The organism is Curtobacterium sp. MCBD17_034 (genome assembly GCF_003234515.1).
Lineage (GTDB): Bacteria > Actinomycetota > Actinomycetes > Actinomycetales > Microbacteriaceae > Curtobacterium.
The window spans coordinates 510106-522759 of record NZ_QKTN01000001.1; the positions used below are offsets into that span (position 1 = coordinate 510106).

The following is a 12654-nucleotide window of genomic DNA, read 5'->3' on the forward strand; positions in this document are numbered from 1 at the left end:
ACGGACGGGTGGTCGGGCGTCACGCCCGGCCACCCGTCCGTCGTGACACCCGCCACACGTCGACGCGGTCCTCGCCCGAACCGAACCGTCGTTCGAGCACGGCCCGTCGCACCGCCGCGTGGACGAGGGGCAGGTGCGCCAGGTCCTCGCGCACGGACACGGTCGTGACCACGTAGTCGACCGTGCGGCCGTCGTCGGTGCGGCGTCGGACCTCCGGATCGCTGTCGAGCTTGTGGAACCACACGACGTCGTCGGGGTCACGGCCGGCGCGCACGAGGTCGAGCCACATGGCGTCGTCGACCACCACGACCGCGTGTCGGCCGACGTGGGCGGCGAGCCACCGTTCGGCGGATCGCATCGGACGGTCGGCATCGGCGGTCGTCAGCCAGCGGAGGCCCTGCGTGGCGCTCGGCACCCAGAACGCGCCGACGGCGACCACCGCGAGCACGGTGCCGGCCGCCATGGCACGCGTCAACGACCGGGGGAACCGGCGGTCGTGTCGCAGCCATGCGCGGAGGCCGCCCTCCACGACGAGCGCCACGAGGACGGCACCGAACGGCAGGAGCACGACGACGAACGGGACGGGCAGGTACCCGCCGGGCCGGAGCGCCACGGCGACGTGTCCGAGCACGAGGGCGGCGATCGGGCGGAGCCGCTGCCGGGCCGTGGCGAGCACCGCGGCGGCGAGCCCGGCGACGACGAAGGGGGCGTCGAGGGACCACCACGACGCCAGCGTGCGCGCGGTGTCGCTCGTCGCGTCGAGGACGGAACCCCCGGCCTCCCGACCGGCGACCTGGAACCACGCCGACCCCAGGAGGCTCACGTGACCCGCGCCGGGGAGGAGTTCGTCCTTGATGGCGGCCGACACCGGGTACGCGGCGACGAGCAGGACGAAGAGCGGCACCGCGACACCGGCGGCGGTGCGGCGGACGGCCGGGTGCCCGCGCTGCGCGGCGACCCACGCCAGGAACGGGACGACGAGCACCGTCGTCTCCTTGGTGAGGACCGCGACCGCGCATGCGGCGGCCGCGCCGGCCCAGGCCGGCAGCTGACGGTGTCGCGCCGTGACCAGGACCGCCGCGAGCAGGACCCACGGCACGGCGAGGTCGTCGAGGTAGACCATCCGGTGGAACGCGACCGCCAGCGGCGAGATCGCGAAGACCGCCGCCGCGACGGTGGCCGCGACCGGGGAGCCGCCGAGGCGTCGGGTCAACAGCCAGGTCAGCACGGTGGCCGCGAGGGTGGCGGTGACCACGGCCTCCCGGCCGGCGAGCACCGCGGACTGGTGCCGTGCCAGCGCACCCGTCGCGCCGAACCACAGGGCGAGTTGCATCCACCCCGCCGGGGGATGGTCGTACCAGTAGGTGTAGTGGGCGAGCGCGCCCGAGTGCAGCGAGGACCAGGCCTGCGCGACGTACGTGCCCTCGTCGTCGGCGCGCTGCGGCGTGCGGCCGAGGCCGACGCACAGTGCCACGATCTCGACCACGAGCACGGGTCCGCACCAGACCACTCCCCGCAGGACCGCGGAGCGGCTGCTCACGCCGGGGCCCGGCCCGGCGTGGGGGCACCGCGCCGCTGACGCCGGTGCAGGCCGGTGTGCACCGTCTTCTGCCACGAGTGGTCGCCGCGCACCTCGCGCCACACCGCGACGACGGCCGCGACGGACAGGACGACCTGGAACGGGATCGCCCCGAGCACGAGTCGGACGTGGTCCGCCGGCCGGACCCGACGGCCGAAGGCGCGACCGAACTGGTCGAGCGCGAGGCACTCGACCACGAGCATGAGCGCGGACGGCGCCACGGGCGCGAGCGTCACGAGCGTCACGGGGACCGGGAGGCGCACCGCCAGCGTCTCGACGACGGCCACCGGGACCGACATGCCGATGAGCACCTGCGCGAACGGCATGCCGAGCACGACGCGGGCGAGCGTGCGCCGCCGCCACGACGGGAGGCCCTTCCAGGCGCCGCCACGCAGCACCTGGAGGAACCCCTGGTTCCAGCGCACGCGCTGGCGAAGGAGCCCCCGGAGGTCCGGCGGGGTCTCCTCGCGGGTCGAGTACGTCGGGTCCGTGACGACGTCGATCCGGGCGCCCGCTGCGGAGAGCCGGATGCCGAGCTCGCAGTCCTCGGCGAGGCAGTCGTCCTGCCAGCCGCCGATCCGCTCGAGCACCCGACGGCGGACGAACACGGTGTTCCCCGCGAGGGGCACGACCCCCGCCGCCGCGTGCGCGTGCAGCCGTGACCCGAACCAGAGCGCGTACTCGACCACGTTCCGGACGCGCCACCACGACCGAGCGTGGTTCATCAGCTGCACCCCGCCCTGCACCACGTCCGCGCCCGTCTCCGCGAACCGCGCGTCCACCCGCTCGAGGAGTCGCTCGTGCACGTCGTCCTCGGCGTCGAACACCCCGATGACGCTGCCCGTGGCGACCGTGAGCCCGCGGTTCAGGGCGCGCGGCTTCGTCTTCACCCGCCCCCGGTCGACCACCACGCGGACGTGGTCCGGGTGCCGGGCCGCCGCGGCCTCGGCGATCCGGGCCGTCGCGCGGTCGTCGTGCCCGACGATGACGATCACCTCGAACCGCGGGTGCGTCTGGGCGGCGAGCAGGTCGAGCGTGTCCGCGAGGACCCCCTCCTCGTGCCGGGCCGGCACGAGGAGGGAGAACGACCGCGTGCACGCCCGCGGCGTCCGGTCGAACCGGCTCCGCGCCACCCGCTCCGGTGATGCCTGCGTGTGCAGGGACCACAGGAGCGTGAGGGCCGCGAAGGCCGTCAGGGCCGCGGCGAGGGCGAGGTGCGTGGCGATCGCGGCGGCGAGGAGTGGCGCGTCGAGCACGGGGTCCCTCCACATCACGGGGCGTCGGGGGTCGGCGTCCCGAGACCGCATGGTGTGCGGGTCCGGACGTGTCGAGGACGTCGAACCGCACCGATCCGCCCGTCGGCGTCGCTCCTTTACGGCACGCACTCACCCGGGCGGGGATCCGCTGTCACCCGCGGTCCCGTCCGGCCGGATGACCCTGGCGCTCCCAGCGCTGTTCGCTACTGTGTGCTCGACTGGTCATGTCCGCACAGGACCAGCCCCCGGTCGCCGGGCCTCCACTGCGGGCGAGGAGTACGACGCGTGGCACGACGCAGCGACGAGGGTGCGGCACGACGGATCACCGAGAGCGCGATCCCGAAGCACGCGCAGCTCCGGCGGATCCTGCTCGAACTCGTGACCGAGCGACTGCAGCCGGGCGCCGCCATCCCCTCGGAGCGGCAGCTCATCACCGAGTACGGCGTGAGCCGCATCACCGTGCGCGAGGCCCTCGGCCAACTCGTCAACGAGGGCTACCTGACGCGTGTCCGCGGCAAGGGCACGTTCGTCGCGCACCGACCCGTGCAGTCGACGCTCCACCTCGCCTCGTTCACCGAGGAGATGCGTGCGCTCGGACACACGCCGACCACGGTCGTGCTCGTCCGGGAGGAACGGGTCGCGCCCGCGGACACCGCGGCCGCCCTGCACCTCGAGTCCGACGACGTCGCCGTCCACCTGAAGCGCCTGCGGCTCGCCGACGGCGTCCCCGTGTCGATCGACGACGCCTGGTTCTCGCGCGCCGCGTACCCGGGGCTCCTGGAGCACGACCTCAGCGGCTCGGTGTACTCGCTGGTGGCCGATCGGTACGGGCTGCCGATCGTCCGCGCGGTGCAGACGGTCGCGGCGGACCCGGCGAGCGACGACGTGGCGACACTCCTCGGCACGCGGACCGGGGCGCCCGTGCTCGTGTTCGACCGCGTGTCGTTCGCCGAGCCCGGCCCGGTGGAGCACACCCGGAGCTGGTACCGGAGCGACCGGTACCGGGTCCAGATGGAGGTCTCGGCCGAGGCGCCGCGGACGATCGCGCTGATCTAGGTCGTGTAGAGCGTCGCGCCCTCGGGCACGGAGCTGCCCACGGCGTCCTGGGGGACCGAGTCGGGCGTCGAACCGAGGACGACGACCGGGCACACCGGGGCGTAGCCGGCCGCCACGATCGCCGCCGGGTCGAACCGCACGACGGGGTCGCCGGCCGCGACGGTGTCCCCCTCGGCGGCGAGGAGCTCGAACCCCGCACCGCCGAGCTTGACCGTGTCGATGCCGACGTGCACGAGGACGTCCGTGCCCTCGGCGCCCTCGATCGCGAACGCGTGCGGGTGGAGCTTGACGATCGTGCCCGCCACGGGCGCCACCGCCGTCACGGACCGGGCGTGCTCGTCCGGGCGCACGGCGACGCCCGCCCCGACGAGCTGGCCCGCGAACACCGGATCCGGCACGTCGGCGAGCCCGACGACCGGTCCGGCGAACGGCGTGCGGACGTCCGTCACAGGATGTCCTCGATGTCCTGCGCCAGGTTGTCGGCCTCGGGGCCGACGATCACCTGCACGCCGGTGCCCATGGCGACGACGGCGATCGCACCCGCCTGCTTGAGCGCGGCCTCGTCGACGAGCGACGGGTCGACCACCTCGGTGCGGAGGCGCGTGATGCAGCCCTCGACCTCCTCGATGTTGTCGGCGCCGCCGAGTGCTGCCACGATCGCTTCTGCCTTCGACATGGGTCCTCCTCCAGGGGATGAACTGCGGTCTCGACGGGGCCGGGACCGGGTTGTTGACACGGACCACGCTGATGTGGAGACTACAGCGAACTGGTCATGACCGGACAGGACCGGCACTGTTCTCGAACAGTACCGACGCGGGATCCGGGCATCAACCACCCATGCTCCACCCGATGACGAGAGGATCCACCATGACCACGGCCGAAGCCGTCCCGGTGTCCACCCCACCGGCCAAGAAGCCCAGTCGCGCGTTCGCCAACCTGCAGCGGCTCGGCCGGAGCCTCATGCTCCCGATCGCGGTGCTCCCGGCCGCCGGCATCCTGCTCCGCCTCGGGCAGGCCGACCTGCTCGGCGCCATCCCCGGCTTCGGGCAGTGGGCCGCGGTCATCTCCGCCGCGGGCAACGGCGTCTTCACGTGGCTGCCGCTCATCTTCGCCGTCGGCATCGCGATCGGGTGGGCCAAGAAGTCCGACGGGTCGACCGCCCTCGCCGCGGTCGTCGGCTACATGGTGCTCTCGAGCGTGTTCACCGCGATGTCGCCCATCGTGCTCGGCACCCACAAGAACGCCGCCGGCACCGTGCCCACGATCAACTACGGGGTCCTCGGCGGCATCGTGATGGGGCTCGTGTCCGCGGTGCTCTGGCAGCGGTTCCACCGGACGAAGCTGCCCGACTTCATCGGGTTCTTCTCCGGCCGACGCCTGGTCCCGATCCTCAGCGCGTTCGCCGGGCTGTTCATCGGCGTGGCGATGGCGTTCCTCTACATCCCGTTCGACGCCGTGATCACCTGGATCGGCAACGCGGTCGCGTCCAACTCGGTCGTCGGCGGCGGGATCTACGGCGCGGCGAACCGCCTGCTCATCCCGACGGGCCTCCACCAGATCCTCAACTCGGTCGTCTGGTTCATCATCGGCGACTACCACGGCGCGCACGGCGACCTCAACCGCTTCTTCGCGGGCGACCCGCACGCCGGCATCTTCATGACCGGGTTCTTCCCGATCATGATGTTCGGTCTCCCGGGCGCGGCCCTGGCGATCTGGCGTCACGCGAAGCCGCAGAACCGCAAGGTCGTCGGCGGCATCATGCTCTCGGCCGCGCTCACCTCGTTCGTCACGGGCATCACCGAGCCGCTCGAGTACTCCTTCATGTTCGTGGCCTGGCCGCTCTACGTCGTGCACGCGGTCCTGACCGGCACGTCGCTCGCACTCGTCAACGCGCTCGGGATCCACGACGGCTTCACGTTCTCCGCGGGCGCGATCGACTACGTGCTCAACTTCGGCAAGGCGCAGGGTGCGATCTGGCTCATCCCGATCGGCATCGCCTACGGCGTCATCTACTACTTCGTCTTCAGCTTCGTCATCAAACGCTGGAACCTCCGGACCCCGGGGCGCGAGGACGACGCGGCGGCCGAGTCGGCCGAGGCGGCCACCACGCCCTGACGTGGCGCGACGGACGGGAGGCGCGGTGCCGGTCGGTACCGCGCCTCCCGTCCGTGGTTTTGACGATCATTCTCAACAGGTCTAGCGTCGAGGGGCGGCAGCGCACGGGCGTTCGCCGCGAGGAAGGACCGCCGTGACCCCGCGCGCACCCCACGAGGACGAGCAGGACGCCGTCCTGTCCCTGCGTGGCGCCGGGCTCGCGTACGGGTCACGGCACCTCTGGCACGACCTCGACCTCGACGTCCGGCCGGGTGAATTCCTCGCGGTCCTCGGACCGAACGGCGCCGGCAAGACGAGCCTGCTGCGCACCGTGCTCGGGCAGCAGACGCTCACGACCGGCTCGATCCGGTTCCTCGGCGAACCCGTCACCCGCGGACACCGGCGCATCGGGTACGTCCCCCAGCAGCGGCTCATGGAGTCGGGCACGCCGCTGCGGACCCGGGACCTGGTGGCGCTCGGGGTGACCGGGCACCGGTGGGGCCTCCGCCCGGCCCGCGCGGCGGAACGCGCCCGCATCGACGCGATCCTCGACGAGGTCGGCGCCGCCGCGTTCGCCGACGTCCCGGTCGCCGAGCTGTCCGGCGGCGAGCAGCAGCGCGCCCGGGTCGGCCAGGCGATCGCCGCGGATCCCGCGCTCCTGCTCTGCGACGAACCCCTCATCTCGCTGGACCTCCGGCACCAGCGCGAGGTGACCGCGCTCATCGACCGGCAGCGTCGCCAGCGGGACGCCGCCGTGCTGTTCGTGACGCACGACGTCAACCCGATCCTCGACGTCGTCGACCGCGTGCTCTACATCGCGCGCGGCCGCTTCCGGATCGGCGCGCCCGACGAGGTCCTCCGCGCCGACGTCCTGTCCGACCTGTACGGCACGCCGGTCGACGTCGTCCGGACCATGGGGCGGATCGTCATCGTCGGTTCGAACGACCCGCACGACCACCTCGGTGAGCACCACCACCACGAGGGCGATCACGACCTCCGGATCGCCGACGACGCGACGGAAGGACCGGCGCGCCGATGATCCTCGCCACCGACCTGCACCAGCTGCTCTCGACCGTGTTCTCGTTCCAGGACTTCGGCGCGCTGCTCGGCCTCGTACGGAACTCGATCCTCGCCGGCGCGGTACTCGGGATCGTCGGGGGGCTCATCGGGCCGTTCGTCGTGGCCCGCAACCTGCCGTTCGCCGTGCACGGCATCAGCGAGCTGTCGTTCGCCGGGGCGTCCGCCGCACTGCTCATGGGCGTCGACGTCGTCGCGGGGTCGCTCGTCGGGTCCGTGCTCGCCGCGGTCGTCATCGGCCTGCTCGGCTCCCGGGCCCGCGAGCGCAACTCGATCATCGCGGTGCTCATGCCGTTCGGCCTCGGCCTCGGGATCCTGTGCCTCGCGCTGTACCGGGGCCGCGCGGCGAACAAGTTCGGGCTGCTCACCGGGCAGATCGTGGCCGTCGACGACCCCCAGCTCGGCATCCTGCTCGTCGTCGCGGCGATCGTCGTCGTGACGCTCCTCGTCATCTGGCGACCGTTGCACTTCGCCAGCGTCGACCCCGACGTGGCCGCGGCCGCGGGACTGCCGGTCCGGACCCTCGCCCTCCTGTTCATGCTCGTCCTCGGGCTGGCGACCGCGGTGTCCGTGCAGGTCGTCGGGGCCCTGCTCGTGCTCTCGCTGCTCGTCACCCCCGCCGCGGCGGCCCTCCGCGTGACCGTGCACCCTGTGCTCGTGCCCGTCCTGTCGATGGTGTTCGCGGTGACGAGTGTCGTCGGCGGCATCCTGCTCGCCCTCGGCGGAGGCCTGCCGATCAGCCCGTACGTGACCACGATCTCGTTCGCCATCTGGGTCGTCTGTCGGATCGTCGGTGGTCGGCGGGACGCTCGGGGGCGGGACCGCATCGCCCGCCGAGCGGCACGCGAGGACCCAGTGACCACGACGACCCCAGCGGAGGTGGGTGCATGACCCCGACGGACGCGACGGACGCGACGGACGCGACGGACGCGACGGACGCGACGGACGCGACGGACGCCCTGCCCGCGGCGGACACCGCCGACGCGACCCCGCACAAGCGCACGACCCGGCAGCGCGGGGCGGTGCGCGAGGCCCTCGACGCCACCGAGGGCTTCGTGAGCGCCCAGGGTCTGCACGCCCGGCTCCGCGACACCGGGTCGACGATCGGCCTCGCGACCGTCTACCGCGCGCTCGGCGGTCTGGCCGACGAGGGCGCCGCGGACGTCCTGCAGCAGGACGGCGAGACCCTGTACCGCGCCTGCACGCCGGGCACGCACCACCACCACCTCATCTGCCGCACGTGCGGCACCACCGTCGAGATCGAGGCGGACGAGGTCGAGTCGTGGGCGCAGCGCGTCGCCGCGGAGCACGGGTTCACCCGCGCGAACCACGTCGTCGACGTGTTCGGCGAGTGCGCGTCCTGCAGCGCGCGGCGCTGACACGGGGCGGCGCACCGCACCACGGGCCGGCCGGGAGGCACCGCGCGGGCCCGGCACACGCCCTCCCCGTCCGTCCCGGGTCGGCGTTAGGCTGCGGCGCATGTACGTGATCCTGGTGCCGGGGATGTGGCTCGACGCGAGCGCGTGGGACGACGTCGCCCCGGTCCTCCGCGCCGCCGGGCACGAGGTCGAGGCCCTGACGCTCCCCGGGATGCACCCGGGCGACGACCCCGCGTCGGTCGGGTTCGAGGACCAGGTCCAGGCCGTCGTGGACCGCGTCGACGCGGCGAGCCGCACGACCTCGGGTGCCGAGTCGATCGCCCTCGTCGGGCACTCGGCCTCGGGCGCCGTGGTCGGCGTCGCCGTCGACCGCCGGGCGGCGCGCATCCGTGCCGCGGTGTACGTCGACGCGATCCCGTTCCCCGAGGGCGACTGGGACAACGACGAGTTCCCGGTGGTCGACGGCGTCGTGCCGTTCCCGGAGCGCTCGGCGTTCGGCGACGCCATGGTCCGCGACACCACCGACGAGCAGTGGGCGGCACTGCAGGCGCGGGCGATCCCCGTGCCCGCGGGGGCGACCCGACAGCACTTCCGGCTGACGGACGAGGCACGCCGCCGGGTCCCGACGACGGTCATCACGAGCGAGATGAGCCCGGACGAGCTCACCGCGGGGATCACGGCGCACGCGGACTGGGCGACCGAGCTCGCGGCGACCGAGGACCTCCGCATCGTCGGCCTCGACACCGGGCACTGGGCGATGTCCACCCGGCCGGCGGAGCTCGGGGCGCTCATCGTCGAGGCGCTCGCGCCGCGGCCGACGCAGGGGGTCTGACCCCGCGTTCGCCGGCGCTGGGCCGAGCCGGACCGGTCCCGACCCGGACGCGCGTAGCCTCCCGGCCATGGACGTGAGCACGCTGACCACGTGGGCCGGCGCGACCGACTACGACCTGGCGCGCCAGGTGCTGCAGCGTGGTGTCGCGGCGGTCTACGCCATCGCGTTCCTGTCCACGCTCGCGCAGTTCCCGGCGTTGCTCGGTGAGCACGGCCTCCTGCCCGTGCCCCGGTACATGCGGCTCCGGTACGCGCAGCAGCAGCCGATCGTGTGGCGGTGGATCCCGTACACCGACCGGCGGTTGCGGATGCTCGCGGGAGCGGGCGTCGTGCTCGCGCTGTCGGTCGTCGCCGGGTTGCCGCAGCTCGGGCCCGCCTGGGTGCCCGCGGTCGTGTTCCTGCTCATGTGGCTCGGGTACATGTCGATCGTCGACGTCGGCCAGACGTTCTACGGCTTCGGATGGGAGTCGTTGCTCCTCGAGGCCGGGTTCACGGTCGCGTTCCTCGGCTCGGACGACGTCGCCCCGTCGGTGATCGTCCTGTTCGCGATCCGTTGGCTCGTGTTCCGGCTCGAGTTCGGTGCGGGGATGATCAAGATGCGGGGCGACGCGTCGTGGCGGGACCTGACCGCGCTGTACTACCACCACGAGACGCAGCCGATGCCGAACCCCATGAGCCGCACCGCGCACCTGCTGCCGAAGCCCGTGCACCGGTTCGAGACGCTCGGCAGTCACGTCGTGCAGCTCGTCGTGCCGTTCTTCCTGTTCGCACCCCAGCCGGTCGCGAGCATCGCCGCGGCGCTCGTCGTCATCACGCAGCTCTGGCTCGTGGTGAGCGGCAACTTCGCGTGGCTCAACGTCCTCACGATGCTGCTGGCGTTCGCCGCCATCGACGACCGGGCGTTCGGTGCGGTGATCCCCGCAGTGGACGCTGCCGCAGGGCCGACCGCGACGCCCGTGTGGTTCGTCGTGCTCACCGTGCTCGTCGGGCTGCTCCTGCTCTGGCTGTCGTGGCCGCCGGCGAAGAACCTGGTGTCGAAGCGGCAGCTCATGAACGCGAGCTTCAACCGCTGGCACCTCGTCAACGCGTACGGGGCGTTCGGCAGCGTGACGCAGCAGCGGTCCGAGGTCATCGTCGAGGGCACCGAGGCCGAGGTCCCGCAGGAGGGCGACTGGGTCCCGTACGAGTTCAAGGGGAAACCGGGGGACCCGCGCCGGCGCCCGCGGCAGTTCGCGCCGTACCACCTGCGGCTCGACTGGCTCATGTGGTTCCTGGCGCTCGGCGCCGACGACGGCTGGTTCCGGGTGTTCGTCGTGCGCCTGCTCGAGGCGGACCGGCCGACGCTCCGCCTGCTCCGGGTGGACCCCTTCGACGGGCGGCGTCCACGGTGGATTCGCGCGCGGATGTTCCTGTACCGGTTCGCGACGCGCGAGGAGCGCCGTGCGACGGGCCTGTACTGGGTGCGGCAGGAGCAGTTCACCCTCGTGCGGCCGACGGGGATGGCGCCCCAGCGCGAGCGGTGACCCCGGGTGCGGTCCGGCCCCGCCTCCGGCCCGGGCCCCGGCCGGCCGCCGGCCCCGGTCGGGCCTCGGCTCGCGAGCGTGCAAGACGGGCCGCTCACGTTCCTCCCGTACGGCGAGTCGTGCTCTCTCGGCGGACGCGAGCGGCGCGTCGTGCGGTCTCGGCGCGGGCGCGAGCGGTGGCCGCGTGCGGCCGGCCGGGAGGCGCGGCTTGCGACGCGCCCGGGCCTCACGTAGGCTTGTCGCTTGGTCCGTCGCGTCCGCGCGGCGAACTGTTGTTCTGCCCTCCGACCATCGCAGCAGCCGTGGTCGCGCGGATCCGCTCCCTCGGGAACGGACGGGGCGGTGCGCACACCCCCCTCGCTCCTGTCGATCGGTCGACACGAGCGCGTGCGCGCCAGGCAAGTGACCTTGGGTGTGGCCGATCCGGCCGCACGGTAACCATCTCAGGAGGAGACCATGGCAGCAGTCTGCCAGGTGACCGGCGCCGTTCCCGGCTTCGGGCACAACATCTCACACTCGCACCGCCGGACGAAGCGCCGCTTCGACCCGAACGTGCAGAAGAAGACGTACTTCGTGCCGTCGCTCCGGCGCAACGTCACGCTCACCGTCAGCGCGAAGGGCATCAAGGTGATCGACGCCCGCGGCATCGAGTCCGTGGTCAAGGACATCCTGGCCCGTGGGGAGAAGATCTGATGGCCAAGCGCGGTCAGGACATCCGTCCGATCATCAAGCTCCGTTCCACGGCGGGCACCGGGTTCACCTACGTGACCAAGAAGAACCGCCGGAACAACCCCGACCGCCTCGTGCTCAAGAAGTACGACCCGGTCATCCGCAAGCACGTCGACTTCCGCGAGGAGCGCTAAGCATGGCCAAGAAGAGCAAGATCGCCAAGAACGACCAGCGCGCGGTCATCATCGAGCGCTACGCCGAGCGTCGTCTCGAGCTGAAGAAGGCCCTCGTGGACCCGAACGGCACCGACGAGAGCCGCGAGGCCGCCCGCGTCGGCCTGCAGAAGCTCCCGCGCGACGCCTCGCCGGTCCGCTACCGCAACCGCGACGCCATCGACGGTCGCCCCCGCGGCAACATCCGCGAGTTCGGCATCAGCCGTGTCCGCTTCCGCTCCATGGCGCACCGCGGCGAGCTCCCCGGCATCACCAAGTCGTCCTGGTGACGCCGACCCGCTGACACCGCGGGTCACCACGAACGAACGCTCCTCGTCCCTCGGGTCGGGGAGCGTTCGTCGTTCCCTGGGTGATGCGGTCGACCCTGGGTGATGCGGTCGACCGCGGGTGATGCGATGGGCCGTGCGCTCGGTCACATGGGTCACAGCAGCCCCAGCAGTCCCGAGGAACCGCGAGAATCCGGGCGAGTTGGCCGGGATGCGCCCGGGTGGCTGGTAGGTTCGCCTACGGTTCCACGGGCCCTCGGCCTCGTGGTCACCCCGCTCGGGTGCGGCATGCGCCCGGTCTGTACCGCTGAGAGTCCGAGGAGGACATCCATGGCTGACAAGTCCCTCAACCGCACCGAGCTCGTCGCCGCGATCGCGACCGAGTCGGGCCAGAGCCAGGCCGCCGTCAACGGCGTCGTCGACGCGCTCTTCTCCGTCGTGTCGAAGTCGCTCAGCGAGGGCGCCAAGATCTCGATCCCCGGGTGGATCGCGTTCGAGAAGACCCACCGCGCCGCCCGCACGGGCCGCAACCCGCAGACGGGCGAGGCGCTCGAGATCGCCGCGAGCGACAGCGTCAAGGTGAGCGCGGGCAGCAAGCTCAAGGCCGCCGTCAAGTAACGACGGCGAATTGACGACGGGGACGGCGCGTTGCGCCGTCCCCGTCGTCGTTCCCGGCCTGTCGTGCGTTCCA

General features: G+C 72.6%; 15 protein-coding genes. 11 read left to right on the forward strand and 4 right to left on the reverse strand.

The window, feature by feature from the left end; translation table 11 throughout:
- Nucleotides 1-19 precede the first annotated feature (19 nt).
- Both DEI92_RS02450 and DEI92_RS02455 read right to left on the reverse strand, forming a co-directional pair.
- On the reverse strand, nucleotides 20-1540 hold the full coding sequence (locus tag DEI92_RS02450; protein ID WP_146249079.1) for a glycosyltransferase family 39 protein: 1521 nt from the start codon (nucleotides 1538-1540) through the stop codon (nucleotides 20-22).
- Nucleotides 1537-2835, reverse strand: a complete 1299-nt coding sequence (locus DEI92_RS02455) for a glycosyltransferase family 2 protein (protein ID WP_220037436.1) — start codon at nucleotides 2833-2835, stop codon at nucleotides 1537-1539. Before DEI92_RS02455 ends, DEI92_RS02450 begins: the two co-directional genes overlap by 4 nt.
- A 285-nt stretch (nucleotides 2836-3120) precedes the next feature.
- Between DEI92_RS02455 and DEI92_RS02460 the strand changes: the two genes are divergently transcribed.
- Complete coding sequence (locus DEI92_RS02460; RefSeq protein ID WP_258368534.1) at nucleotides 3121-3891, forward strand: GntR family transcriptional regulator; 771 nt, start codon at nucleotides 3121-3123, stop codon at nucleotides 3889-3891.
- Here DEI92_RS02460 and DEI92_RS02465 read toward each other — a convergent pair.
- On the reverse strand, nucleotides 3888-4340 hold the full coding sequence (locus tag DEI92_RS02465; RefSeq protein ID WP_111009725.1) for a PTS glucose transporter subunit IIA: 453 nt from the start codon (nucleotides 4338-4340) through the stop codon (nucleotides 3888-3890). The two genes, DEI92_RS02460 and DEI92_RS02465, sit on opposite strands and share 4 nt — an antisense overlap.
- Nucleotides 4337-4795: a glucose PTS transporter subunit EIIB gene (locus DEI92_RS16995; protein ID WP_375334600.1), complete on the reverse strand. Its 459-nt coding sequence runs from the start codon at nucleotides 4793-4795 to the stop codon at nucleotides 4337-4339. The genes DEI92_RS02465 and DEI92_RS16995 overlap by 4 nt, the downstream gene beginning before the upstream one ends.
- Here DEI92_RS16995 and DEI92_RS02475 point away from each other — a divergent pair.
- From DEI92_RS02475 to DEI92_RS02520, 10 genes are all read left to right on the forward strand, one after another.
- On the forward strand, nucleotides 4759-6006 hold the full coding sequence (locus DEI92_RS02475) for a PTS transporter subunit EIIC (RefSeq protein ID WP_111012206.1): 1248 nt from the start codon (nucleotides 4759-4761) through the stop codon (nucleotides 6004-6006). The genes DEI92_RS16995 and DEI92_RS02475 overlap by 37 nt on opposite strands.
- A 133-nt stretch (nucleotides 6007-6139) precedes the next feature.
- The gene (locus DEI92_RS02480; protein WP_111012207.1) at nucleotides 6140-7024 is read left to right on the forward strand and encodes a metal ABC transporter ATP-binding protein; all 885 of its coding nucleotides are present in this window, start codon (nucleotides 6140-6142) and stop codon (nucleotides 7022-7024) included.
- Nucleotides 7021-7953 (forward strand): metal ABC transporter permease, encoded by a 933-nt coding sequence (locus tag DEI92_RS02485; protein WP_111009721.1) that lies wholly within the window; start codon nucleotides 7021-7023, stop codon nucleotides 7951-7953. The genes DEI92_RS02480 and DEI92_RS02485 overlap by 4 nt, the downstream gene beginning before the upstream one ends.
- Nucleotides 7950-8441, forward strand: a complete 492-nt coding sequence (locus tag DEI92_RS02490) for a Fur family transcriptional regulator (RefSeq protein ID WP_111012208.1) — start codon at nucleotides 7950-7952, stop codon at nucleotides 8439-8441. Before DEI92_RS02485 ends, DEI92_RS02490 begins: the two co-directional genes overlap by 4 nt.
- A gap of 100 nt (nucleotides 8442-8541) precedes the next feature.
- Nucleotides 8542-9273 carry an alpha/beta hydrolase gene (locus tag DEI92_RS02495; protein WP_111012209.1) on the forward strand — a complete coding sequence of 244 codons (732 nt, stop codon included), beginning with the start codon at nucleotides 8542-8544 and terminating at the stop codon, nucleotides 9271-9273.
- A 67-nt stretch (nucleotides 9274-9340) separates the two neighbouring features.
- Nucleotides 9341-10795 carry a lipase maturation factor family protein gene (locus tag DEI92_RS02500; RefSeq protein ID WP_111012210.1) on the forward strand — a complete coding sequence of 485 codons (1455 nt, stop codon included), beginning with the start codon at nucleotides 9341-9343 and terminating at the stop codon, nucleotides 10793-10795.
- A gap of 456 nt (nucleotides 10796-11251) precedes the next feature.
- Nucleotides 11252-11488, forward strand: a complete 237-nt coding sequence (rpmB, locus tag DEI92_RS02505) for a 50S ribosomal protein L28 (RefSeq protein ID WP_111009717.1) — start codon at nucleotides 11252-11254, stop codon at nucleotides 11486-11488.
- Nucleotides 11488-11658, forward strand: a complete 171-nt coding sequence (rpmG, locus tag DEI92_RS02510) for a 50S ribosomal protein L33 (protein ID WP_110823153.1) — start codon at nucleotides 11488-11490, stop codon at nucleotides 11656-11658. The genes rpmB and rpmG overlap by 1 nt, the downstream gene beginning before the upstream one ends.
- A 2-nt stretch (nucleotides 11659-11660) precedes the next feature.
- Entirely contained in the window at nucleotides 11661-11966 is a 306-nt protein-coding gene (rpsN, locus tag DEI92_RS02515; RefSeq protein ID WP_111009716.1) for a 30S ribosomal protein S14, read from the forward strand.
- A 327-nt stretch (nucleotides 11967-12293) separates the two neighbouring features.
- Nucleotides 12294-12581, forward strand: coding sequence for an HU family DNA-binding protein (locus DEI92_RS02520; RefSeq protein ID WP_111009715.1), 288 nt, complete (start codon nucleotides 12294-12296; stop codon nucleotides 12579-12581).
- Nucleotides 12582-12654: the final 73 nt, after the last annotated feature.